24 protein-coding genes and 1 pseudogene are annotated in these 26,858 nt (G+C 33.1%); 21 read left to right on the top strand and 4 right to left on the bottom strand.

The window, feature by feature from the left end; all coding sequences use genetic code 11:
- Positions 1–89: 89 nt before the first annotated feature.
- From KA867_RS03600 to KA867_RS13380, 16 genes and pseudogenes are all read left to right on the top strand, one after another.
- Entirely contained in the window at positions 90–1,244 is a 1,155-nt protein-coding gene (locus KA867_RS03600; protein ID WP_210137053.1) for a thiolase family protein, read from the top strand.
- Positions 1,244–2,524 (top strand): hydroxymethylglutaryl-CoA reductase, degradative, encoded by a 1,281-nt coding sequence (locus KA867_RS03595; protein ID WP_107383990.1) that lies wholly within the window; start codon positions 1,244–1,246, stop codon positions 2,522–2,524. The genes KA867_RS03600 and KA867_RS03595 overlap by 1 nt, the downstream gene beginning before the upstream one ends.
- A gap of 207 nt (positions 2,525–2,731) precedes the next feature.
- Entirely contained in the window at positions 2,732–3,706 is a 975-nt protein-coding gene (locus KA867_RS03590; RefSeq protein ID WP_107383991.1) for an SMP-30/gluconolactonase/LRE family protein, read from the top strand.
- Between the two features lie 425 nt (positions 3,707–4,131).
- Positions 4,132–5,592 carry a Na+/H+ antiporter NhaC gene (gene nhaC, locus KA867_RS03585; protein ID WP_107383992.1) on the top strand — a complete coding sequence of 487 codons (1,461 nt, stop codon included), beginning with the start codon at positions 4,132–4,134 and terminating at the stop codon, positions 5,590–5,592.
- A gap of 245 nt (positions 5,593–5,837) precedes the next feature.
- Positions 5,838–6,713 (top strand): cidABC operon transcriptional activator CidR, encoded by an 876-nt coding sequence (gene cidR / locus KA867_RS03580; protein WP_107383993.1) that lies wholly within the window; start codon positions 5,838–5,840, stop codon positions 6,711–6,713.
- A 418-nt stretch (positions 6,714–7,131) separates the two neighbouring features.
- Positions 7,132–7,518 (top strand): CidA/LrgA family protein, encoded by a 387-nt coding sequence (locus KA867_RS03575; RefSeq protein ID WP_019470016.1) that lies wholly within the window; start codon positions 7,132–7,134, stop codon positions 7,516–7,518.
- Positions 7,519–8,205, top strand: coding sequence for an LrgB family protein (locus KA867_RS03570; protein WP_107383994.1), 687 nt, complete (start codon positions 7,519–7,521; stop codon positions 8,203–8,205).
- 77 nt (positions 8,206–8,282) lie between these two features.
- Entirely contained in the window at positions 8,283–10,025 is a 1,743-nt protein-coding gene (locus tag KA867_RS03565) for a pyruvate oxidase (RefSeq protein ID WP_210137052.1), read from the top strand.
- Positions 10,026–10,628: 603 nt separating this feature from the next.
- Positions 10,629–12,023, top strand: a complete 1,395-nt coding sequence (locus KA867_RS03560) for a YfcC family protein (protein ID WP_210137051.1) — start codon at positions 10,629–10,631, stop codon at positions 12,021–12,023.
- A gap of 184 nt (positions 12,024–12,207) precedes the next feature.
- Complete coding sequence (locus tag KA867_RS03555) at positions 12,208–12,771, top strand: GNAT family N-acetyltransferase (protein WP_107383997.1); 564 nt, start codon at positions 12,208–12,210, stop codon at positions 12,769–12,771.
- A 148-nt stretch (positions 12,772–12,919) separates the two neighbouring features.
- Positions 12,920–13,435: a VOC family protein gene (locus KA867_RS03550; RefSeq protein WP_107383998.1), complete on the top strand. Its 516-nt coding sequence runs from the start codon at positions 12,920–12,922 to the stop codon at positions 13,433–13,435.
- Positions 13,436–13,463: 28 nt separating this feature from the next.
- Entirely contained in the window at positions 13,464–14,447 is a 984-nt protein-coding gene (locus KA867_RS03545; protein WP_210137050.1) for a D-cysteine desulfhydrase family protein, read from the top strand.
- 117 nt (positions 14,448–14,564) lie between these two features.
- Positions 14,565–14,894, top strand: coding sequence for a thioredoxin family protein (locus KA867_RS03540; protein ID WP_107384000.1), 330 nt, complete (start codon positions 14,565–14,567; stop codon positions 14,892–14,894).
- Positions 14,895–15,112: 218 nt separating this feature from the next.
- Positions 15,113–15,634 carry a GNAT family N-acetyltransferase gene (locus tag KA867_RS03535; protein ID WP_107384001.1) on the top strand — a complete coding sequence of 174 codons (522 nt, stop codon included), beginning with the start codon at positions 15,113–15,115 and terminating at the stop codon, positions 15,632–15,634.
- 324 nt (positions 15,635–15,958) lie between these two features.
- A complete protein-coding gene (locus KA867_RS03530) occupies positions 15,959–16,927 on the top strand; it encodes an alpha/beta hydrolase fold domain-containing protein (protein WP_210137049.1) in 969 nt (322 codons plus the stop codon).
- A 228-nt stretch (positions 16,928–17,155) separates the two neighbouring features.
- Positions 17,156–17,385, top strand: a pseudogene (locus KA867_RS13380) (hypothetical protein); the annotation flags it as partial.
- Here KA867_RS13380 and KA867_RS03525 read toward each other — a convergent pair.
- Both KA867_RS03525 and KA867_RS03520 read right to left on the bottom strand, forming a co-directional pair.
- Positions 17,371–18,534: an ArgE/DapE family deacylase gene (locus KA867_RS03525; RefSeq protein WP_107385993.1), complete on the bottom strand. Its 1,164-nt coding sequence runs from the start codon at positions 18,532–18,534 to the stop codon at positions 17,371–17,373. The pseudogene KA867_RS13380 and the gene KA867_RS03525 sit on opposite strands and share 15 nt — an antisense overlap.
- A 144-nt stretch (positions 18,535–18,678) precedes the next feature.
- A complete protein-coding gene (locus KA867_RS03520; RefSeq protein WP_107385994.1) occupies positions 18,679–19,002 on the bottom strand; it encodes a hypothetical protein in 324 nt (107 codons plus the stop codon).
- A gap of 428 nt (positions 19,003–19,430) precedes the next feature.
- On the opposite strand from KA867_RS03520, the gene pgsB reads away from it, so the two are divergent.
- From pgsB to KA867_RS03495, 5 genes are read left to right on the top strand one after another with little or no spacing between them, the layout of a single operon-like run.
- A complete protein-coding gene (pgsB, locus tag KA867_RS03515) occupies positions 19,431–20,588 on the top strand; it encodes a poly-gamma-glutamate synthase PgsB (RefSeq protein ID WP_210137048.1) in 1,158 nt (385 codons plus the stop codon).
- A gap of 1 nt (position 20,589) precedes the next feature.
- A complete protein-coding gene (gene pgsC / locus KA867_RS03510) occupies positions 20,590–21,042 on the top strand; it encodes a poly-gamma-glutamate biosynthesis protein PgsC (RefSeq protein WP_046206761.1) in 453 nt (150 codons plus the stop codon).
- A gap of 14 nt (positions 21,043–21,056) precedes the next feature.
- A complete protein-coding gene (locus KA867_RS03505) occupies positions 21,057–22,127 on the top strand; it encodes a CapA family protein (protein ID WP_210137047.1) in 1,071 nt (356 codons plus the stop codon).
- Positions 22,117–22,275 carry a hypothetical protein gene (locus KA867_RS03500; protein ID WP_182467335.1) on the top strand — a complete coding sequence of 53 codons (159 nt, stop codon included), beginning with the start codon at positions 22,117–22,119 and terminating at the stop codon, positions 22,273–22,275. The genes KA867_RS03505 and KA867_RS03500 overlap by 11 nt, the downstream gene beginning before the upstream one ends.
- A gap of 2 nt (positions 22,276–22,277) precedes the next feature.
- Positions 22,278–23,870 carry a gamma-glutamyltransferase gene (locus KA867_RS03495; RefSeq protein WP_210137046.1) on the top strand — a complete coding sequence of 531 codons (1,593 nt, stop codon included), beginning with the start codon at positions 22,278–22,280 and terminating at the stop codon, positions 23,868–23,870.
- 84 nt (positions 23,871–23,954) lie between these two features.
- Here the strand turns inward: KA867_RS03495 and KA867_RS03490 are convergent, their stop codons facing one another.
- Positions 23,955–25,043, bottom strand: a complete 1,089-nt coding sequence (locus KA867_RS03490; RefSeq protein WP_107384008.1) for a YkvI family membrane protein — start codon at positions 25,041–25,043, stop codon at positions 23,955–23,957.
- A 17-nt stretch (positions 25,044–25,060) separates the two neighbouring features.
- Positions 25,061–26,398, bottom strand: a complete 1,338-nt coding sequence (locus KA867_RS03485; RefSeq protein ID WP_107384013.1) for an aspartate aminotransferase family protein — start codon at positions 26,396–26,398, stop codon at positions 25,061–25,063.
- Between the last annotated feature and the right edge of the window lie 460 nt (positions 26,399–26,858).

Here is a 26,858-nt window from a genome sequence, read left to right as displayed (position 1 = left end):
CCTTTCTTTTAATAAATAAGCAATTGTATCATATCAAATCATATGTATAAAAGACAATTATTTACAATATGCTCAAAAGGAGAATAATAATGAAAAAGATAGCAATCGTAAGTGCCAAGCGGACACCTATAGGAAAATTCAGAGGTAAATTAAGTAATTATACTGCAGTAGAATTAGGTACAAAAACGTTAGAGGCTGCTATGTCAGCCATTAATCTCAAACCTGAAATGATAGAGCAAGTCATTTATGGCAATGTACTTCAGGCTGGAAGTGGCCAAAATCCTGCACGACAAGTTAGTATCAATGCTGGTGTGCCTAATACAACACCTGCGATGACGATTAACGAAGTTTGTGGTTCTGGGTTAAAATCTATCATACTTGGCAAGCAACAAATCCAATTAGGAGAAGCAAAAGTAGTAGCTGTTGGAGGTATTGAAAGTATGACAAATGCGCCCAAAATACTATTTGATGAAGAAGCAACATCAGTTGAAAGTTTTATGCATGACGGCTTAACTGATGCATTTCTAAATGTACCAATGCGTGTTACAGCAGAGAAAATAGCGGAAAAATATAATGTCACACGAGAACAACAAGATGCGTTTGCGAACGATTCACAACATAAAGCAGCGCAAGCTTCAGAAGCAGGTAAATTTGATAATGAAATTGTTACATTAACAGATAATGAAGGCGAATTAATGACGGTAGATGAAGGCATTCGTGGCAATAGTAGTATTGAAAAATTAAGTACTTTAAAAACAATATTTAAAGAAGATGGCACTGTCACAGGTGGGAATGCTTCAAGTATCAATGATGGCGCATCAACAATTATTTTGATGGATGCGGATTATGCAAGGCAAGAAGGCTTTGAAATTATTGCAACATTAGGTGAACACGCGGAAATTGGCTGTGATCCTACCTATATGGGGTACGCGCCGTATCATGCAGTGACGGAATTATTAACAAAATCCAAGAAAGACATGGATGATATTGACGTTGTGGAAATGACAGAAGCATTTGCTGCTCAAAGTATACCGGTTAAAAACAATTTAGAGATACATCCTGATAAGCTTAACTTATATGGTGGTGCCATTGCTTTAGGTCATCCAATAGGTGCAAGTGGTACACGATTGGTGACTACTTTAGTAAATATCTTATCACAAGAAAATAAACGAAACGGGATTGCAACTGCATGTATTGGTGGCGGTTTAGGTATCGCATTATATGTAGAAAAGGGGGATGCCTAATGTTACCTTTAGGTAAAGATTTTCGCCATTTATCACGTGAGGAGAAGTTAGATTGTCTACTTGATTATGGTTGGTTGAATAAAGATAATCACGATATGTTATTAACACATCCTTTAATTCCAGAAGAAATTGCCAACAGTTTAATTGAAAATGTGATTGGTCAAGGTGCGTTGCCTGTCGGGTTACTACCTGAAATTATTGTAGACGACAAATCATATGTTGTTCCAATGATGGTTGAAGAACCCTCTGTTGTTGCAGCTGCAAGCTATGGTGCAAAGTTAGTCAACGAAACAGGTGGGTTTCATGTCGTAGCTAGTGAGCGATTAATGATTGGACAAATTGTTTTTGATAACGTAAAGGATACACAACGTTTATCTCAAAATATTAAAGATCTTGAGCCGAAGATTAAGCAAATTGCAGATGAGTCTTATCCTAGTATTATTGAAAGAGGTGGCGGTTACCGTCGAATTGAAATAGATACTTTTCCAGAAGCGGAATTATTATCGCTCAAAGTATTTGTAGATACAAAAGATGCAATGGGTGCTAACATGTTAAATACAATATTAGAGGGGATTTCTGCATATTTAAAAACGGAACTTGAAGATGTAGATATATTAATGAGTATTCTATCTAATCACGCCACTGCTTCTGTTGTTAAAGTACAAGGTGAGATAGATATTCAATCACTATCCAAAGGTGGACGTGACGGTGCCGAAGTAGCACGTAGAATGGAAAGAGCATCTGTGTTAGCGCAAGTAGATATTCATCGTGCAGCGACGCATAACAAGGGTGTGATGAATGGCATTCACGCAGTTGTCTTAGCTACAGGTAATGATACGCGTGGTGCTGAAGCTAGTGCTCACGCATATGCGAGTAAAGATGGACAGTATCGAGGTATAGCTACTTGGCAATATGATGTAACACGCCAAAAATTAATTGGTACGATTGAGGTGCCAATGACACTGGCAACAGTTGGTGGAGGTACACGTGTCTTACCTATTGCTCGAGCTGCTTTAGATTTAATGAAAGTTGATTCAGCACAAGAACTTGGTCATGTTGTAGCTGCAGTTGGTTTAGCTCAAAACTTTGCAGCATGTCGTGCACTGGTTTCGGAAGGTATTCAAAAAGGTCATATGAGTTTACAATATAAATCATTAGCAATTGTTGTGGGTGCGCAAGGTGATGAAATCGCTAGAGTCGCTGAACTGTTAAAAGAAAAACCGAGCGCAAATGCAGCTATGGCAGAACAGATTCTCAATCAAATTAGAGAAGCATATTAGCGATTGAATTATATTTTTGATAGGTATCATTGAGACTTTAAAATATTTAATATGATTGACGGAGTAATGACTCATTGTTTTCATTACTCCGTCTTTTTGCGCAATAAATGACTTTGAATTAAAATATAAATATTTTATTTTGTGATTTGAGTTCCATATAATATAAATTACAAGCTCGAAAGAAAAGATTAAAAGAAAAGAGGGAGTATGATGGGGAATAATCTACCGGCATTATCATATGATCACAAGAATCATTCTGTGGTGCCAATTTTAGCATCGGAACAAAGTCTACAAACAATAACTGCAGAACCTTGGTTGGAAATTTCAGATGAAGGATTACAATTAGAAGGTTTATGCTTTGATAGAAATGGTGATTTAACACTTTGCGAAGTGTTTGGGGGAACTGTTTTTCATGTGACTTTGCCAGACAAAAAAGTAACTCAGCTTTTTACATCACATAAAGAAAATCCTGCAGCTGTTAAAATCCACAAGGATGGAAGATTATTTGTTTGTTATTTGGGTGACTTTGAGCGTTCAGGCGGCGTGTTTGCAGTTAATGCTGAGGGAGAAGCAGAAGAGACGATTGTGTCAGACATTGACACAGAATATTGTGTAGATGATTTAGTGTTTGATAGTAAAGGTGGATTTTATTTTACTGATTTTAGAGGATACTCTACGAATCTTAAAGGTGGCGTATATTATGTTGCGCCAGATTATAAATCCATAACACCTGTGCTTCAAAATTTAGCTGTTGCCAATGGCGTAGCTTTAAGTACTGACGAAAAAACACTTTGGGTAACTGAAACAAATGCGAACCGATTACATCGTATTGATTTACTAGAAGACGGTGTAACCATTGCACCATTTGGCGCTTCTATACCTTACCATTTTACTGGACACGAAGGGCCAGATTCATGTTGTATAGACAGTGATGATAATTTATACGTAGCAATGTATGGACAGGGCAGAGTATTAGTGTTTAATAAAAAAGGTTATCCTATTGGACAAATTTTAATCCCGGGTCGTGATCAAGGGCATATGCTTCGTTCAACCCATCCAGCATTTATCCCAGGGACGGATCAGTTAGTGATTTGTGCTAATGATATTGAACAAGGCGGAGGTTCTTGGATTTATACGGCGAAAGGCTTTGCAAAAGGTCATCATAGCTATCAATTTCAGTAAATATGCCTCATAAAAATGCTTTAGAGCGCGGATAGAAATCTAATTTTATTAAAATAATTTCGTCATCTCAGCTTGGCAAAGATGACGAATATTGAAGAAAGTATAAAATGATTACCTGAACTTCACTTCATGCATAAGCACTACTAACTCAATTACAGACAATATGAAAAAGTCTAGGACGAAGCAATGTCGTCTAGACTTTTTTAGTATATACCACCTTTGTTAATCGCATTTATATTTTATTGTTGTAAAAATCAAAGCATTTAAATCATTATTTGAAGTTTACAGACAGGAGAGTAAGTCGAGTAATGACGCTGATTTTAAGTATAACAATAAATTAATTGAGATAAAATTCATTAAAAATTTATAAATACACTATTGAAAGCGCATACATTTTTAAGTATGATATAAATTAACAAAGGTAGGTGTTTGTTATTTTAAAGCCAAAAGATAAGCATAACGAAGAAAAACATGATTTAAAGAAGCCACTAGGTGTTACGTCGGCAGTCGTTACATTGTCAATTATGATTATTACGATGTTAATAACTGTGGCTGTATTAGAAAAAGAACCTCATATTCCTCTAATGATTGGTACTGCGGTCGCTATCATTGTGACTATGTTGCATGGATATGAATTTAGTGAAGTAGAAGAAATGATGTACAAGGGCATACGGCATGCTTTGCCAGCGATTGTTATTATTATACTTGTAGGTTTAGTTATTGGCTCATGGATTGGTAGCGGTGTCGTAGCAACAATGATATTTTATGGGCTTCAGTTAATAGACCCTCGTTATTTTTTAGCAGTTGTAGTTATATTATGTGGTGTCGTAGCGTTAGCTATCGGTAGTAGTTGGTCGACAATGGCTACTGTTGGTGTTGCATCAATGGGTATTGGTGTTAGCATGGGTATTTCTCCAGGCATGGTCGCTGGTGCAGTCATTTGTGGTGCTTATTTTGGTGATAAGATGAGCCCATTATCAGATACGACAAATCTTGCTTCAGGATTATCTGGTGTTGAATTATTTGAGCATATTAAACATATGTTCTATACCACAATCCCAGCTGTGATTATTGCGTTAATTGCATTTTTCTTTATTGGTATGCAGTATGGTAATAAAAATTTTGATACGAAGCGTATCGATGCAATTCTTAACACTATGCAAGATAATTTTGTGATTACACCATGGTTGTTGTTAGTACCTTTAGTAGTTATTGTATTAGTAACGTTCAAAGTTCCAGCTATTCCAGCAATTTGTGTCGGCATTATATTTGGATTTTTTGCTCAAATTTTTGTGCAAGGTGGAAGCATAACGGAAGCGCTGACTGCTTTGCAAACAGGATATACGATTGAATCAGGTAATAAACTTGTAGATGAACTGTTTAATCGTGGCGGTTTAGAATCAATGTTTTATACGATTTCATTGACTTTAGTAGCGATGACTTTTGGTGGCGTATTGGAATATTCGGGTATGCTATCTGCATTAATTTCGGTGATTTTAAAAGTAGCGAGAACAACTGGTTCATTGATTGCATCAGTGATTATTTCTTGTATCGGCACTAACTTTACATGTTCAGAACAATACATATCTATTATTGTACCTTCTAGAATGTATGCGAGTGCTTTTAAAGACAAAGGCTTACATCCTAAGAATCTATCTAGGGCATTAGAAGATGGTGGAACATTAACTTCAGTATTCGTACCTTGGAATACATGTGGTGTATTTATCGCATCTACGTTAGGCGTATCGGTAATGGAATATGCACCATTTGCTATTGTGAATTATACAGTTCCTATAATTTCAGTTATTTTTGGATTTATTGGGTTTAAAATAATTAAATTAAAAGATTCAGATGAAGGAAATACAGACAATGCTAACTTAGCTTAATTTAGCGGAGTTTATGAAATTCTATCATTTACTATAAAAAGAGGAGAAATCAAGTGTGATATTTGGTTTCTCTTTTTTATAGTGAAAATGAGCATAGAAATTGATTATACATATCAGGATGATTTTTCAATAGTCCTAATCATTTCAATACATTAAATAATGCATAAACTAAAAAGATTGAAAAAATAGTATATAACCGTATACTAGGATATACACATTGAAGTTAAGTATAGAGGAGCACGCATATGGATATTAAACATATGAAGTATTTTGTAGAAGTAGTAAACCAACAAGGTATGACAAATGCATCTAAATCATTGTATATCGCTCAGCCAACGATAAGTAAAGCAATTAAAGACATTGAAAAAGAATTGAATATGCCATTGTTTGATCGAAGCAAACGTCAACTTGTCCTAACGGATGCTGGCTCAGTTTTTTATCATAAAAGTAAAGAAATCTTATCATTATACAAAGATCTGCCTAAAGAAATTAATAGTTTATTAGGTTTAGAAACAGGTCATATTAGCATTGGTTTGTCTGCAGTCATGAATATGAATAAGTTTATTCATATTTTAGGTGAATTCCATCAGCAGTATCCTAATGTAACGTATAACTTAGTGGAAAACGGTGGCAAAATGATTGAACATCAATTAATTAATGATGAAATAGATATAGGAATTACAACATTACCAGTAGACCAATCTATTTTCCATTCCTTGCCATTATATCAAGAAGAGTTGAAATTAGTTTTGAATAAAGAACATCGTCTTGCTCAATATCAACAAGTGAAAATGAGCATGCTAAAAGACGAAGATTTTATACTTTTTAATGAAGATTTTTACTTGAATGATAAGATTATCGAAGCGGCAAAAAATGCAGGTTATATACCTAATACAATATCCAAGATTTCACAATGGAACTTTATTGAAAATCTTTTAAATGCTCATTTAGGTGTAAGTATTTTACCAGAGAATATAGTGGGATTATTAAACAGTGACTTTAAAAATATAACACTTGAGGATCCAGGCATGAGTTGGGAATTAGGTGTGATATGGAAACGAGATAAATATTTAAGTTATGCAACCAGACAATGGATAGATTTTATGAAACAACGTTTATAAAGACGTAGGTTAGTATTCATATTATGTGATAATGAAACAACATTTGAATAAAACGATTGAATCAATTGTGTGTTAATAATAGAAATTTCAACCATAGCGTAGAGTAATTTTAGGGATTGGTGGGAGTAGATTGCGCAATCAAACGGATGTTTTGATTCCAATACTGTTCCCACTATTTTTAGTTGTAAAAGCTATGCTATGAAATCATTTGAAAAGGACACATAGTAAAATAGTTGATTTGTTTTATTAACTATAGCTAATTGGAATATGTAAAATCGCTTTCATAGAAAAAAGTAATTGGTATTATGAAAAAACAATATTTTTATTATATTTAATGGCGCGTTATACTTAGTCATGTAATCAACAAAGTAGTTAAAAATAGTCAGCAGTTCAAAAGTAATAAAAAGGGTGATGAGTATTGCAGGTAGCGCTAAAGATAATCAAAATTATGTTTCAAGCATTAATTATTATGGGTATTACTTTTATTGGTAATAAAATTCAAATGATTTTTGATATTCCGATTGCAGGTAGTATCGTTGGATTAATATTATTTTTCTTATTACTACAATTTAAAATTATTCCAACAAAATGGGTAGAAGAAGGCTCTAAATTTTTCTTAGCTACCATGGTATTTTTCTTTGTTCCATCTGTCGTAGGTATTATGGATGTCGCTAATATGATCAATTTTAATTTTATTTTATTCTTTATCATGATTGTTCTAGGCACATGTTGTGTTGCTTTAATTTCAGGGTTTATTGCTGAAAAAATGGTTAAAGCTGAACAATACGGGAATGGTCAAGATTAGATGGTACTTCTAAAAGCATTGTTAATGATTCTACTGACAGTTTTTATGTACGTTGGAGCAAAAAAATTACAGTTTCAATACCGGAGCCCATTTTTAAACCCTGCACTTATATCATCAATTGGAATTATCGTTGTATTATTGTTATTTAACTTAGATTATAAACAATATATGGTCGGTGGAAAGTGGATACACCAACTGTTGAATTGTACAGTGGTAACATTAGCGTATCCACTATATCAAAATCGTCATAAAATATTAGCTAATGGTAAAATTATATTTAGTAGTGTGATTACAGCAGTAATTTTGAACTTTGCATTTGTTTATGTCATATTAAAAATGTTTGGTTATTCAAAAGAAGTTATTGTTACGATGTTACCAAGATCAATTACAGCTGCTGTAGGTATTCAAGTATCTCACCAAATGGGTGGTGTGGATGCAATAGCAGTGTTATTTATCGTAGCAACTGGTTTAATCGGGAGCATTTTAGGTGCGTATTTGATTAAATTTGGAAGATTTAAAACTTCTATTGCAAAAGGTTTAACATTTGGTAACGCATCACATGCTTTTGGTACAGCTCAAGCACTTGATATTGATTTAGAAGCAGGTGCGTTTAGTTCAATTGGTATGATCTTGACTGCATTATTAAGTTCAATCGTTCTCCCGATACTCATAATCTTTTTATATTAAGCGTAGTGTTAAAACACAGTATTAACTATTTTAGGGTAAAAATAAATCGTTAAAATTTGGAAGGAGCAATTTTTACAATGGCAAAAATTAAAGCAAATGAAGCATTAGTAAAAGCATTACAAGCATGGGAGATAGACCACTTATATGGTATCCCAGGAGATTCTATAGATGCGGTAGTAGATAGTTTAAGAACTGAAAGAGATAATATTGAATTTGTTCATGTACGTCATGAAGAAGTAGCAAGTTTAGCAGCTGCAAGTCATACAAAATTGACTGGTAAAATTGGAGTTGCATTAAGTATCGGTGGTCCAGGGGTCGTTCACTTACTTAATGGTATGTATGATGCGAAAATGGATAATGTTCCTCAACTTATTTTAGCAGGACAAACAGATAGTACAGCTTTAGGAACAAAAGCATTCCAAGAAACAGATATTAGCAAAATGGTAGACGATGTAGCTGTTTATAACCGTCAAATCTCTGAGAATGATAAAGATATATTCGGCATTGTTAATGAAGCAATCCGTACGGCTTATGAGAAAAAAGGTGTTGCAGTCTTAATTCTGCCAAATAACCTATTGACAAACAAAGTGAAAGATACAACAAATACACCAGTGGACACTGCACCACCAACACGTGTTGCACCAAAACCACGTAGCATTAAAAAAGCCACTAAGCTTATTAATAAAAGTAAACGTCCGGTTATGATTATCGGTACTGGTGCTAAACATGCTAAAGACGAAGTGCAAGAATTTATTGAAGCGGTTAAAATTCCGTCAATCATTACTTTACCTGCTAAAGGTATCTTAGCAGATGCTCACCCATATAATTTGGGTAACTTAGGTAAAATTGGTACTAAAGTGTCTTATCAAACGATTCAAGACGCTGATTTACTAATAATGGTAGGTACAAACTATCCTTATGTTGACTATTTACCTAAGAAAAATATCAAAGCAATTCAAATCGATACAAATCCAGAAAATATTGGACATCGTTTCGACGTGAATGCAGGTATAATTGGTGATAGTAAATTAGCATTGCAACAATTAACAGATAGTGCCAAACACGTGAAAAATCGTGATTTCTTAAATAAAACATTAGAAAGAAAAGCAACTTGGGATTCTTGGATGGATAAAGATAAAGCAGATGAAAGTTCACCAATCCGTCCAGAACGTCTAATAGATGCAATCAACCAAGTGAGAACAGATGACGCGATTTTCTCAATCGATGTAGGTACATCTACTGTATGGTCAACACGTTATTTAGATCTAACAGTGAATAATAAATTCATCGTTTCTAGTTGGTTAGGTACGATGGGCTGTGCATTACCAGGTGCATTAGCAGCAAAACGTGCTTACCCTAACCGTCAAGTAGTGGGTATAGCAGGCGATGGTGCGTTTGAAATGGTAATGCAAGACTTTGCAACAGCAGTACAATATGATTTACCAATGACTATATTTGTTTTAAATAACCAAGAACTATCATTCATTAAATATGAACAACAAGCTGCTGGTGAATTAGAATATGCAATCAACTTCACTGATATAGACTTAGCACAATTTGCGGAAAGTTGCGGTGGCGTTGGTTATACACTTAAAGATCCTAATAGAATTGATGAAGTTGTAGAAGAAGCAATGGCTCAAGATAGACCAACAATTGTCAACGTTTATGTTGATCCAAATGCTGCGCCATTACCTGGTAAAATTGTTAAAGACGAAGCAATTAATTACGGTAAATGGGCATACAGATCTATTACTGAAGATAAAAAATTAGATTTAGATGAAATTCCTCCAATGTCAACAGCTGTTAAACGTTTCTTCTAAGTTGATATAAGTAAAAAATTAGAGACTTTAATTTCTCTGACTAAAAATAAACGCCAATTTCTATTGAAATATTATAGAAATTGGCGTTTTCTTTGCTTTGTGAAGTTTTGCATCACGTTCGTCTTGAATCGAAACCTAATAAATTAAAATGATGTCATAGTGTGCTGAAATCTAGAGGAATGATATGAGCGAGAGACTACAGACTCGAATCATATCTCAGGCAAGCATGCACGTTTAAAATCATAATATTTTAAAAGATATAAAATAGCTGCAACATGAAATGATTAGCTTGAATGGATTTAAGTCAAAATATTTTTCATTTGTACTAAATATCTCCCATCGTGATTTTGTAACGTGCTGACGCCTAGGGAAAAGATATGAACGAGAGACTACAGGCTCGAATCATATCCCCAGGCAAGCATGCATGTTCAAAATCATAATATTTTATGATTTAGTTAAAGATATTTAAAAATAGATTGAAAATTCAGCATAATATCTATAAAGTGTATTATTATAACAGTAATTTATTAAATTGATTGATCAGGTTATTTTTTAGATTATGATTTTTTTCAATTAAAAACCATTTAATGGGGGATATTTAAAATGTTCAAATCAATTTTTAAAAAGATAACATTTAAAACACCACATACATATGCATTGTTATTATTTATCATTGTTGTGGCAAGTTTACTTACATATTTAATACCAGCTGGGGAATATGCACGTGAAAAAAAAGATGGACAAACATTAGTTATATCTGGTTCATATCAAGAAGTGTCACAACATGGCGTTTCGTTTTTTGATATATTTCGAGCAATTCCAGAAGGATTACAGAGTGGCGCTGAAATTATATTTTACATTTTCTTAGTGGGTGGCGCATTTGGTATTGTCCATAAAACAGGCGCATTTGAAAATGGTGTGAATAAAGCAATGAACACATTAGGATCTTATAAAGTACTAATGATTCCATTGACTATGACGATATTTTCTATATTAGGTTTTTCAATTGGATTAGCAGAAGAAACGATTATCTTTGTTCCTATTGGAATTATTATAGCAAGAACATTAGGATATGATGCGTTGACTGGAGCAGCAATGGTTATACTTGGAGCAGCAAGTGGCTTTATTGGTGGTATGTTAAACCCATTTACTGTAGGTGTTGCACAATCTGTAGCGGAGTTACCATTATTTTCAGGTTGGGGGTTGCGTTCGATTATTTATATCTTTATCTTGTTGGCAGCTATTACAACAGTGATGATATATGCACGTAAAGTGAAACAAGATATGTCGAAAAGTATTGTATACGAACTGGAAAAAGTTGAAGGACAATCTACGGAAGCGATGGATACGCCACGTTTTACGAAGCGACAGAAAGTTGGTTTACTACTCATTGTTGCAGCGATCGTATTAAATGTGTTTGGTATTTTTAATTATGGTTGGTCCTTTAACGAGATGAGTGCTAACTTCTTATTGGCAGGTTTACTTGCAGGTGTCATAGGAGGATTGGGCGTCAACGGTACATTTGAAGCCATGATAGAAGGTATGAAAGATATTTTGTTTGGCGCAATGATTGTTGGCTTTGCTAAAGGTATTATTGTCATTTTAGAAAATGGCCAAGTAATAGATACCATCGTACATGGTATGACAACCTTGCTTACAGATGTACCTTCCTCGGCAGTTATCATCGCGATGTTTATCTTACAATTCTTTTTGAATTTCTTTATACCATCAGGTTCTGGACAAGCATTAACTACTATGCCATTAATGGTACCAATCTCTGACTTATTACATATCAATAGACAAATTACTGTACTTGCGTTTCAATATGGAGATTCAATCAGTAATGTCTTATTTCCAACTTCTGCAATTTTAATGGGTGCTTTAGCTGTTGGAAAGATATCTTATACTCAGTGGCTTAAATTTGCTTGGAAATTAATTTTAGTATGGGTAATCATATGTTGTATTGGTATGTCTATTGCCTTAATAATAGGTTATTAAGTAATAATTTGCTAAGTCATTTAGCTAACTTGAACTTCATGTTATTAGGAGTAGTCTCAGATATTAAAGTATTAATTAGATATCTGAGGCACTCCTATTTTTTATGTCTAATCATTAAAATGTTGAAATATTCAGAAATTACAAATAAGATATGATATAAGACATAATTAAAGAAGGTGAGACAATGCAATATAGACCGTTTATAGAAATACTGCCGAACGTTTCATTAAGACCACCAGATCTTAAAATGGCTGAATCATTATTTGAAACCATTCAAGAAAATTTTACGCATTTATCACGATTTTTAGATTTCATTACTGAAGATCTCACTGTAGATGCGGAAAAATCATATTTAAAAATGATGATACAACATCAAGCTGAAAGTAAAGGTCAATTATTTCTAATCTATTATGAAGATGAATTGATTGGCACAATAGATTTACATAAAATCGATTTAAAAAATAAAAAAGCAGAAATAGGTTATTGGATGGCGAAAGGATATACAGGTAAGCGAATTGCGACGGAAAGTGTTGTGTTTATATGTCATTATGCATTTGAAATTTTAGAATTGAATAAACTCACGATTATTGCAGACGTAAGAAATATTGCTAGTAATAAAGTTGCTAAAAATGCAGGTTTTCATTTTGTAGCAACTGATATTCAGGACATGTATGATGGTGAAAATTATCAAGATATGAATCGATATATTTTATTGAAAAATCATTTTGACTTGGCTGAAAGTCATTAAATGCTAGATTGATTGCCTGTATAGCACATGCTTAACAGTATCCGGTGTGTCCAAGTCACAAGCAATTGTTAGTAAACTTATTGTATTGACTGATATTAGCTATGATATGAAACAGACGAAAAGGATATATAAGGAGGATTACGACTTGATGGCTAGAGGTATTAATCATATTGGTTTAACTGTACCTGATATTGAAATAGCAACGGCTTTCTTTAAAGAGGCTTTAGATGGTCGTATTGCTTATGATAGCCAAACTAAAATGGATGAACCTAGAGGTGGCCAATTTGTTGAACATGTATTGGGACTGGAGAATGGTGCTGAAATTGTTAAAAAGAGAATGATGGTGTTCAATGATGGCCCCAATATAGAGATGTTTGAATTTGTATATGCAAATCAAAAAAACGCTGTAAATTTACAAGACATAGGTTATACACATATTTCATTTTACGTGGATGATTTTGAAGCATCCCTTAATAAAATCAAACAAGCTGGAGGAGAACCTATCTCTGAACCTCACAGTAATACAAAATATGAAGATACAGCTGGTAATCGTACGGTATATGTTAAAACTCCATGGGGAAGTTTAATTGAGTTGCAAACGATACCAAATGGTTATTATTATCCTAGAGATAGCGAGGCAAGTGTATTTATTCCGGACGTGTAAGAAATATTGACGCAGGAGGTTAAAAATAATGTTAAATAGAAAGTTAGATGTCGCCAACTTACCCACGCCTATTCATAAGTTAGTACACTTAAGTAAACGTTTAGGCAAAGAAATTTATATTAAAAGAGATGATTATACTGGCACTGAAATATCAGGGAATAAAGTAAGAAAGTTAGAGTATACGATACAATATATATTTGATCATGGCTATGATACGATTATTACAACAGGTGCAATCACATCTAATCATGCCAGAGCAACAGCAGCACTATGCGCAAAATATCAAATTGAATGTCATCTCGTGTTAGAAGGTACAATGAAATCTTTTGAAGGTAATTTATTCTTAGATGCTATGCTTGGTGCACATGTACATGTGATTGACGACGATCAGTCTCGAGAAATAGCGATGGCACAATTGAGCCATACACTAGAAAGTAAAAACAAAACACCTTTTATGATACCAACTGGCGCATCAGATTGGATAGGTACGCATGGTTATATCAATGCTTTTGAAGAGGTTATAGAACAAGAGGCTGAATTAGGTTGTCATTTTGACTCTATTAATGTAGCTGTAGGCTCAGGTGGCACATATGCAGGTTTATGGTTTGGTAAACACAGTCACAACCTACCGACAAAGATAATTGGTTATGCAGTCAATGAAAGTGCAGCAGCCTTTAAAAATAAAGTGCAAACAATCATTAATCATTTAGATGAAAACATAGATACATTCGATACAATTACCATTAATGATAGTTATATTGGATTAGGTTATGCACAAGCAACAGATGAAGAATTAGCATTTTATATTGATATTGCACAACAAGAAGGTATTGTTTTAGATCCAACCTACACAGGAAAAGCTTTTAGAGGTATGGTTAAAGAAATTCAAGAAGGAAAATATGATGATCAACAAACAATTTTGTTTATTCATACAGGTGGACTACAAGGTTATACAGAGGAAACTAGAACACGTATTCAACGATTACTGCCAAATTTCAATAATGATTTGTAAATATATTTAGATATGATGATTACGTACACATTTTGTAGTCAAAAGCATATAAATTGCGAAGTATACTATATATGGTGCATAATATTAAACACTTTATAATTAAGGAGGGTGTTCTATATGACTCAAACATTAAGTTCCATGGATGAATATCATTCATTTATTAACAAACATCCGCTCGTAGTCATTCATGTAATGAGAGATAATTGCAGTGTTTGTCATGCGGTATTGCCGCAAATTGAGGACATGTTGCGTGAATTCCCAGACATACCATTAGGTGTGGTTAATCAAAGTAATGTAGAAGAAATAGCTGGTGAATTATCTATCTTTACAGTACCGGTTGATTTGATCTTTCTCAACGGTAAAGAAATGCATCGTCAAGGTAGATTTATTGATATGCAGCAAATAGAACACCAATTATCCATAATGTATGAAAGTTTAAAATCATAAATGAATATGAAATAGTTGTGCATTATAAGTAATTAGACATCCTGTTGTTAGTTTATTAACATAAAAGTAATACTAATAATAGGATGTTTCAATTTAAAAAACTTATAATTAAAAGTAAATTGTCTAAAACAAAAATGAGGTAAATTAAATCACAAGTATCATATATAATAAAAATAATGTATGATAAGATTAATCTATTGAATTGAGGAGGAGTATTTATGCGCATAGAAAGAATATGTCCGAATGAAGCTGAAGCGCTGTATACTTGCATGAAAAAGATTGATCAAGAGACACAATACATGCTCTATTTACCTGATGAAAGAAGTTTTAATAAAGATAGACTTGTTGATGATATTAAACACAATTTCTATATTGGTGTTAAAACTGATGAAAATGACATTCTAGGATATTTATCTGTACATATTAGTAGATTAGCGAAAATTAAGCATATCGGTTATATTGTGACCGGTGTGATAAATGAAAAACACCATCAAGGGTTAGCAACAAAGATGTTTCAAGAAACAATAAAATGGGCTGAGCGTAAAGGATTAAGAAGACTAGAATTAACTGTCATTACAACTAATACTCCGGCAGTTAAATTTTATGAGAAATTAGGATTCAAAATTGAAGGTATCAAACATGAATCTATTTATATGGACCATCATTTTTATGATGAATTATATATGTCAATGATGATAAATCAATCATTTTCAATAGATTCAGCTATACTCGAGAGCTAACTTAATACAAATTAACATTACATCATTTCGTAATGAAATGTACAATACATATTAATAAAATGAGTTAACGATAATTCAACTTCGCTCTAGTTTTGGAGAATTGTATCCAAAAGGCGTTTTATAGCATTTTCTTAAAAGGATTATTTGCTATATTTTGATGTGTGAAGCGCACTAGTCACACAACATATTTGAGCATGGTAGGCTTGTGTGAGGTGTTAATGTTTAAGTGTTTATTAAACTTATGGATGGAGCACAATATATAGTTTAGTTTATTGTTGATACTAACCAAGTCACGAAGTAATTGTTCATTGGAGGTAATATGAAATGCTAAAAAGAATATTAACCATTGCAAGTGGTAGTGTGATAGCTTCATATTTATACGCCAAGCTTTTAGAAAAACGTAGTTATAAAAGCTTTTTGTATGAAATAATGATTAGAGCAACAAAGATGAAACAACCATTTGAAAAGAAAGCAAACGCACAAAAAGCGCTTGAATTTGTTAAAGAACAAACACAAGGCGAGTACGAAGGTACGAATTATAACTTTGACAATGCTGTTTATACTAAAAAAATTCACAATGTAACCAATTATATTGTGAATGATAAAGAAGATCGTCAACAAAAAGTAGTGATATACATTCACGGTGGAGCGTGGTTCCAAGATCCACTGCCATATCATTTTGAATATATAGATATGTTGGCAACAGCCTTTGATGCAAAAGTAATAATGCCAATATATCCTAAAATTCCACATGCAACATATAAAGAAACTTTTGAATTACTAGAAGAGATTTATAGACGTGAATTAGAACAAAAGGTGAGTTCAGAGCGTGTTGTTATCATGGGCGATTCGGCTGGAGGCCAAATTACATTATCTTTTGCACAGTATTTAAAAACAGTGAATATGTCACAGCCAAGTGATATTGTGATGATTTCACCAGTACTGGATGGTACATTTAGTCATCCTGAAGTTTACAATTATGAAAAAATTGATCCCATGTTAGGTGTTGAGGGTAGTAAATATTTAATTAGTTTATGGGCTGGTGAACTGTCATTAACGGATTGGAGAGTTTCGCCAATTTACGGATCATTCAATGGATTAGGAAAAATAACCATTTCAATTGGTACAAAAGAAACGCTTTATCCTGACGCGGTTAAATTATCGCAAGTGTTAAATGCTCAAGGTATTCATCATAACTTTATCCCAGGATACCAGCTATTTCATATTCATCCTATCTTCCCAATTCCTGAAAGAGCACAATTTATCAATAAGTTGAAAAAAATTATAGACTGATATAATCATGTTTTAACGCGATAGAGAGTCTGGAACATAAATTTCAGAAAAATAGCACTCAGATGATTTAATTCAATTCATCTGAGTGCTTCTTTTTTATGCAATATTTCGTATTGTTGGCTCGCTTTCTTTGGGGATAGTTTCAGACTGTCCTGTTCCCTCAAGAGTCTCCCCAAAATACGTCACATTATTGAACACGAAAAATGTAGTATAGGTTAGGAAAACAAACGCGTCAAAAGCGAACTTGGCGTTGTATTAATGGCACTTGATATAAGAAAGTAGTAGATCAACGAGCTAACTATAATCAAAATAATAATGAAAAAGACAATTTCTATATTATTTCAATAGAAATTGTCTTTTTTCACTTGTCCAAGAACTTTATGTCCCATGCTCATTTGATTTTATACTATTTTATCAAAATGGTATTTATAATCGATTTACAATCATACTTCGTTTGAATTATTTAAGTAAGTAGAGAAGAAATCTGTAAATAAATCAACAAATGTCAGATATATATCTTTTTCCACGTGTTCATCTACTTGGTGTGCTTGGCTTACAGCCCCAGGGCCATACATGATAAATGAAAAGTTTTCATCTTTGTCTACTAGTAAATCAGACGCGTCGGTAACACCAGGTGAAGCTTCAGTTGGTAATGTAGTATTTAAATATTTTTCTCCCATTTCAACAGCAAGTTCAGCTAATTGGTTTTGTCCTGTAGTATAAACAGGTGGTCTAGACATGTATGTGTCAATATCGATATCCGTTTGTTCAGTTTCGACTTGTTTTAAGATTTCGTTGAAATATGAGATGAACTGTTCGTTATCATGCTCAGGAATCGTACGAATATTAAATTCAGACTCAGCATGTTCAGGAATGGAATTCACCTGATTACCACCGTTGAAAATTGTGGCATTCATAATTGCATTGCCTAATAAATCATTACTTTTAGTGAATTTTTCAAAGCCTTCATCAGCTTTATAAACAAATTTTACTAATGGTGAAATTGCGTTGAAACCAAGTTGAGGCATAGAACTGTGTGAAGCCTTGCCACGAGAAGTGACGCGAATATCCATTGATCCTTTATGTGCATAAATAATTCGATCTTGAGAAGGTTCAGCAATCACTAGTGCATCAACATCATTCATATATCCTTTATCTTGAAAAGCTTTTGCGCCTTCACCTACAATTTCTTCACCAGCAGTTGCTAGTAAACGAATTTTTCCGTGTTGTAATAAGTTTTGATCATGAATATCTATCATACTGATTACTAATGCTGCTAAACCTGATTTCATATCAGCTGAGCCACGTCCGTAAAGTTTACCATCAACTTCAGTAAGTTTGAATGGATCATACGTCCATTTACTTTCATCGCCCGCAGAGACAACATCCATATGACCGGAGATACCTAATACTGGACCATCTTTACCGATTTCAGCAACTAAATTTGCGCGACTGTCGTTAATTTTAATGATGTCGGATTTTATGTCATGTTCTGCTAATAACTTTTGCAGATATTCACAAACTTCGATTTCATTGTCATTAACTGATTTAATGCTAATCAAGTCTTCTAATATTTGAATTTTTTCTTGATCAGTAAATTTACTCATAATAAAAACCTCATTTCAGATATAATAAGAAAACTAATATCTTTATTATATCTGAAAATTCAGACGCTTTGAAATTATACCCCTTTGTAAAAAATACATAATAACTAGATTTTGAACAAATTGTCAAAAATAGGTGACAAAAAATTAAACATGGTTTTTAGATGCGTCATTATCTAAAGACCATGTTTTTATAGTGTTATATTGATTGATTGTTGGTTGAGCCATGTGTTTAGATTGCAAATGTTTAGGGATAGAGCGGTTTTCTTGTGTAGATGGTTCAGAAGGTTTTGAAGTATTGTTGGTCTCATCTACATTTTCAATATGTCTTGTATTATCTGTATCAAGTACTGCACCACGCATATCATTACCTTGGAAGCTACCTACTAAAATCATGATTAAATAACCACAAGTTATGAGTGCAACAATAATGAGATAAAGTGAAACAGTTAGCTTTACAGGTTTGCTCATGTCCATCCTCCTAAAGTATCTTTAATTCCTTTCACCCTTAAGATAACATTCGAATTTTAATAATGTGTAAATTTCAAGTAAATATTATATTTCATATTTTCGGCCTTTATTATTAATTGATGAAAAAATTTTTATAATATTTTTTACTTAAATTTTTTTATTGAAGAAAAAGGATTAACGTTGATATGAAAGTATTTCATTTAACCTTTAATATAATTTTACATTGAATGTAAATGTGTATTTACATTCAATTAACAGTTAATTTATAGACTTTATATAAAATCAACAACTACGTGGTAGCATGTCAGTATTGAAAGGTATAAAGATTTGTTTATACACAAAGGCCATTTTTTGTGCTAGATATTTTCACTAAATTAATGATCTTTGCACGCATTTAATAAATACGCAGATGAAAAGAGGGACAGAGTTTGCTACTAATCATAATTTGTATAGGCGTAATTCTATGGCTAGGAATTGTCGAAAAACGAAGACATTCTGACAGATTAGAAAAGATTCCTATACGTATTAATATAAATGGTATTAGAGGTAAATCAACGATTACACGCTTGATTTACAGTATTTTGCGGGAAGATAAATACCGCGTGATTGGTAAAACAACTGGTACAGATGCACGCATGATGTATTGGTTTACACCAAGAGAATATCCTGTATATAGAAAACCTCAAGGTGCAAATATAGGTGAACAACGTGATATCGTCAGAAAAGTTGTGAAGCAAAGAGCTAATGCATTAGTTAATGAGTGTATGGCAGTTAATCCAGACTATCAAATTACATTCCAAAAAGATTTAGTGAAAGCGAATATTGGCGTCATTGTTAATGTAATGGAAGATCATATGGATGTGTTAGGGCCAACGTTAGATGAGGTTGCTCAAGCATTTACAGCAACTATTCCATATAAAGGTCATCTCGTCGTAATGAAAGATGATTATACTAAATTTTTTGCTAAAGTAGCTAAATGGCGTAAAACAAAATTAATTGTTGTTGATAAGGAAGAAGTACCAGAATCATATTTACGAGAATTTGGATATATTGTCTTTCCGGATAATGTAGCAATTGCAATGGGTGTAGCTGAAGCATTAGGTATCGACAGAGATACTGCCTTAAGGGGCATGTTAAATGCACCACCTGATGTAGGTGCTGTAGAAGTTAAATACTTTAATGCAAATAATACAACTAATGTGTATGTGAATGCTTTTGCAGCAAATGAGCCACAGTCTACTAAAGCCATTTTAAATAAAGTAGAGTCATATAATTACCCATATCAAAGAATCGTGATTATCTTAAATTGTCGTTCAGACAGGGTAGATAGAACTCGACAATTTGCAGAGAATTTCATAAAAGATGTACCGTTCGATACATTAATTTGTACCGGAAAAAGTACTCAAATGGTTACGGAAGTAATGAGAGAATTACCTGATAAAAAATATTTGAATTTTGAAGGTAAAAATATAAATGAAGTTGAACGTGCGCTTTATGCAGAATCACACAATGCTTTGATTTTCTGTGTTGGTAATATTCATGGACCAGGAAAAGAAATCGCACAATATATAGAAGGGATACATTAATATGATAGGTTCAGAGTTATATTTTTCATTATTCGTGGGGATTGTTTTAAGCCTCATTTTTGCCGAGAAATTCGGTATTAGTCCTGCTGGATTAGTTGTACCAGGATATCTAGCTCTCATATTTGATCAACCAATCATGCTACTATCTGTACTAATCATTAGTTGCATTACATATTTTATTGTGAACCATGGTATTAGTCGCTTTGTCATTCTCTACGGGCGTAGGAAATTTGCTGCAATGATATTAACTGGAATGGTATTAAAATTTATATTTGACTTAATTTACCCCTTAACCCCGTTTGAGATGGTAGAAATGTCCGGTATTGGCGTCGTAATACCAGGTATCATTGCAAATACTATACAAAAACAAGGTGTTGTAATTACTTTATCTACATGTATGTTACTAACATGTATTACATACATTGTTTTATTCTTTTATAGCTTTATTAATTAGTAAGGAGCAGATATATGAAGCAATCTAAACGATTCTCTATCGATGATCGTGTTTTGAAATGGACAAAACGCCATAAAAGAAGGAATTCCATATATACCGGCTTGATATTAATTATAGCGTTGATTTTGTTAGTATTTGTGTTGAATCATCAGGATTTTGAGCCTGTTAAAGCTATGAATAAAGGAAAAGATGAAATTAAACTAACATATCTAGGTAATGTGGAATTAAATAGTCATACGAGAAAAAACAATATTAATGATACCTTTAGCGCCGTTGAAGACATGTTAAAAAACAGTGATTATTCAACAGCAAGTTTGAAACTAACCAAATTTTCGGATGATAGAAAAACAAATATTACTAAAAATTTAGAAAATGTAATGTTTTTAAAAGGTTTAAATATTAAAAGTTTAAATATCATAAATCAAGTCACTGATAATATTACAGCAAGAGATTTTAGTAGAGCTGTTGAAGCACAAAATGGTTATAATTTTTTAACTGGTAATGGTTCTAATCCTATTAACAGTAAAACAGTACAACAAACGGTGAAAGGTAAGAAAGTAGCAAACGTTTCCTTTACAGACGTTGAGTCTGATTACACAGATCCATTGAAAAATACTACGTCCATCAGCTTGGAACCCAATATCTATGTTTCATTAATAAAAAAATTGAAAGAAAAAAATGATTATGTAGTAGTTAATGTGGACTGGGGGATAACTGATGAAAGGTCAGTAACAACAAGACAAAAAAAATATGCACACTCTTTAGTAGATGCGGGTGCTGATGTCATCGTCGGACATAATACAGTTGTTCAGGAAATTGAAAATTATAAAGACGCTAGCATTTTTTATAGTTTAGGTAATGTCACCTCAGAAGGTTTCTTATCAAAGAATAAACAAGGCTTAGCTGTCCAACAAAATTGGAATGGTAAAAATTCTAGGTTTATGGTCACCCCAATAAAAACAGTGGGTGGTAAATTGACTAAATCTACACCCAACAAAATTGAAGAAACTAAATTATTAAACAATATAAAAGGTGACAACATTAATCTTAAAAAAGAGAATGGAGGTTATATTTATGAACATTAAAGACCATTGGGTAAGTATTACAATCATTGCAGTTGTATTGATAATATTCTTACTAATTGTATTCGCTAGAGCGAATGAAGGTTTAGACCATTATGAACAAAATGAACTTAAATCTTCACACCATCAATATTTGTCTAAAGGAGCTTAGCTATGAGTATTTACAATAAAAAAACGCTCATCGTAATATTACTCCTTACTATTATCATATCCTTCACATTTTATATGATTACAAAAAAGGATAATTATAATAAAGATGATTTATATGAGAATAAAATTGCAGATCATCAACAAGACATATCGGATAAAAATTACGGTGTAGCTTCCAATAATCCGATTGCTACACGTGTTGGAGAGAAAATTTTGCAAGATGGCGGTAATGCAGTTGATGCTTCAATCGGTGTCTCATATGCGCTTGCTGTCACTGAACCACACTCATCAGGTCTAGGTGGTGGAGGTGCAATGCTGGCTTACGATGGTCAAGAAAATGTTGCGCCGAAACAATGGCAATATAAAGATATTTCTTCCTTTAATTACAAACAAAAAGATAAAATCGGTGTGCCAGGTTTCGTTCGAGGTCTTGAAGATGCACATAAAGAAGCGGGGAAAATGGATAGAAAGAAAATCATGAACTATGTTATTCCTTTAGCTGAAGAAGGTTTTGAAGTTGATTCAGAACTAGAAAGAAGTTTGAAACTATATGGTTCGGACGTAGATAGAGATTCACCTTTCTTTGAAGGAGAGCAAACAAAAAGAGAAGGTGATGTCATTAAACAACCAACTTTAGCTAAAACATTGAAAGGTATTAGAGACAATGGTCCTAATTATTTCTATGATAAAGTTGGTAAAAGTGTCACTAAGCAAACGGATGACAAACTAACAGAAAAAGATTTTCAAAGTTATAAAACGGAGAAAAAAGAGCCAGTGAGTACAGATTACTTAAATAATAAAGTTTATGCGGCTTCAAATCCTTTAGGAGGATCATTGATGCTTCAAGGTTTAGAAATTGACGAAGCTACAAATAATCAAGCAGCTCAAGGTAATCGTCTAGATTATATTACTGGTATATTAAAATCTAGAGATTTAATGTATCGAAATAGGGATATTGTAAATGGACAAGATGAAGATTATGATGAATATCTTTCACAAGATTACTTGTTAGGTAGATTAAATGAAATTAATTTTGAAAGTAATTTTAATACCAATAACATCGATAATACAAGTACAACACACTTTGTAGTAGTTGATAAAAATGGACAATTGACAAGTACAACGAATACATTAGCAAGCTTCTTTGGTTCAGGAAAGTATATGAAAGAAGGGTTCTATATGAATAATTCATTGAGCAACTTCTCTTCTAATCCATCTAGTCCAAATTATGGTGCGAAACACAAGCAACCACGTTCATTTACTTCACCGAGCATCGTAGTTGGTCCTGATTATTATATGGGTATAGGAACGCCAGGTGGTAACAAAATTCCGACTACATTAAATGAGGTGATTATTGATTACTTACGTAACGATGGTACGCTACAAGAATCTATCAATAAACCGCGTTTTTATAACGATGGAGATAAAATCTTTTATGAAAATGCTACTGACCAGCAAGATATAGACATTTTCAAAAGTTTAGGTTTTGAAATTGAAGAAAAACGTAATGATCCTAACTTTGGAAGTGTACAAGCTGCGCTTTATAATAAAAATGATAAAACAGTAGAAATCGGTCATGATGTGGGGAATAGATAGTCTGTTTTCAATAAACTCAATAAAAAAGTCCAAGGCATAAATTAATGTCTTGGACTTTTTTTATTGAATTTTAACGGCTTTCATTTATGTACTACGTTTATTGACGAAATTATTATATAACGTACGCACAAAAATGATAACTACAACAATTGCTCCTATATAACCTACAAATGGATATATAATGGATACTAATTCTCCAAAAGGTAATGTACCACAAATTATAAAAATAATACCTAACACAACTGTTACAGGAACGCTAAGTTTTGATGGGAAAATCTTCATAAATTCATTTTTAACTAACCAATACATTGGTGCAGTTGTAGAATAAATCCCTAATAAAATACATACTGAAAATATAAATGCTATAAACGGCGCAATCGTATTACCTAAATAAAGTACAGGAACCTCTAATTCAAATACATGATCAGAATGCACTAATAGCGCAATAATCATTACAATTACTGTTAACATCAACACAGAGCCTCCAACAATTCCAGTAATACCAGCTTCTTTTCTACTATTTGATTGTTGACCAAGTTGTGAAAAGAAGATACTGCCTGCTAAGATGTTGTAACAGAAAAATAATCCGCCAGATTGCCACCAATGTGTTGTTGGTTGTAAATTTTTAGCGCTTTCTGGTAAATAGAGCATATTAGATAAACTACCGATATTTGAGAAGAAAACAATTAAGCAAATACCAATTGTTAAGATGACAATAATCGGTCCAACGGTACCAATAATATCGACTAACTTTTGCAATCCTAAAATAACTGTAATCATTGCGACAATGCCCATACCTAGTACACCGACTAGATTTGGGAGATGGAATTGTTCTGCTACTACAGCTCCTGTACCAGCAATCATGATGACAACAATGCTAAAAATAAAAATAATTGTAAAATATTCAATCAGCGTACCCAAGATGTTGCCACAATAATACTTAAATATTCTGCCTGGCTGTTTTAATTGAAGATCAAATCCTTTCATCATTAAGGTGGAGCCAAGTAGACAGAATAATAATGCGCTAACTAAAGCTCCGAATATACCATATATGCCAAAGGATGCAAAAAATTGCATAACTTCTTGTCCAGTTGCAAAACCAGAACCTATGAGATAAGCGATGTAAGCACCGCTAAGTTTTATAACATTTGTGAGTTTTATTTGTTGTTGCATCATTGATCCCTCCAATTTTACCAACCTTGACCAGCAATGTCGTAATTGTCTAATTTTCCAGATGCTAAATCTTCAATCGCAGATTCTAAGACATTTAATGCTGTATCAAGTTGGTTATACGTTATGACTAACGGAGGTTGGAAACGGAGTACGTTTCCAGCTACTGCAATAATAACAACACCATTATCAAAACAGCGATTGCAAATTTTTAATGCGGCTTCCGCATCACGTGTCTTATTTTCTTTATCAGAAACGATATCTATGCCGATAGATAACCCTTTACCTCTAACATCTCCAACAGCATCAAATCGTTCAATCCAGGAATCCATACGGTTACGTACATACTCACCTTTATCTGTACTCGCTTGAAGTAAATTTTCATCCTCTATCATACCAATTGTAGCTAATGCCGCTTCACAGCTTACTGGATTAGCGCCAGTTGTAAATAAATGTGCTGGTGCTTCTAATGTATCCATTATTTCAGCACGACCTACAATTGCAGACATAGGTAGACCGCCTGCTAACGATTTTCCAAATGTAATCAAATCTGGTTCAATATGATAATGTGAAACTGAACTCCATTCACCAGTACGACCAAGTCCTTGTTGGATATCATCCACTGCTAATAATATGCCGTGAGCTTTACATAAATCTTGTAAAGCTTTAAAGTAACCATCGACTGGTTCCAATAATCCACCATCACCTTGTATCGTTTCAATCACGATACAAGCTACTTCATCAGCAGGTACATATTTTTCAAACATTTCTTTAAGTGGCGCAAGATATTCATCGACAGTGTTAGCGTTTGGACTACCAAACATACCTCTGTATCTATCAGGGAATGGAATATGATAGAATCCTGGTAACATTGGGCCATACTTTTTTCTCATGTTTAAACTTATGGCAGACATCGATAATGACCCATATGTAGAACCGTGATAAGCATTAACGAAACTGATGATATAAGGTCTTCCTGTATACGCTCTTGCAAGTTTAACGATGCCGTCGTTTGCATCTGAACCAGAAAGTCCGAAAAGTACACGTTTTTCATAATCCCCTGGTGCAATTTCACAGAGTTTCTTAGCAAGTTTAACTAAAGGTTCATGATACATATAAGCAGGCGTATAGTGTATGAATTTATCTACTTGTGATTTAATAGCATCTGACACTGGTTGAGGTGCATGTCCTACATTTTGCGAACTAGCACTCGCAAGTAAATCGATATATGTATTGCCATCCATATCAACGAGTGTTGCGCCATAGCCATGAGAAATAGCTAATGGATAGTATTTTATTCTTCCCGGTTTCGCAAAATACTTACTATCTTCATTGATTAATTGTGCAGCTCTCTCCATTTTCTCCATAATTTTCAATCCTCCCATGTATTACTTAATATAAGTCTGTTTAATAGTTATACAAATTAAATACACACCTTTTACTTCATATCCCGTTGTTTAAAGAGAAAGGTGTTATTAAATATTTTTCGTTTACTTCAATAATTTTTAAAAATGAAATGAAGTGGTGATACGTATGAATATACTAAGAAAATTCGGAATTGTAAATATATTCTGAAAATTTAAAGTTGAATAACACTTAAAAAATGTAATATGACACATATAATCTTGAGGAATGGATTGTATGATGACAAAATGTATTATCTTTGCTTTTAGAAATGACGTATTGATTTTTGTGAAAAATAAGAATAAATGAATATCTAAATGTGAAATGGAAAGTTAGTTTTTGAGAAGTTTTTCGTTTATAATATAAATAATAGGAGCTATGCAATACGATGTAATTGATAATTATTTTCAATTA

Origin of the sequence: Staphylococcus sp. GDH8C109P (assembly GCF_017893405.1) — a bacterium.
Lineage (GTDB): Bacteria > Bacillota > Bacilli > Staphylococcales > Staphylococcaceae > Staphylococcus > Staphylococcus cohnii.
The sequence above is the reverse complement of the archived record's forward strand: the minus strand, read 5'-3'. Positions and strand labels throughout refer to the sequence as shown.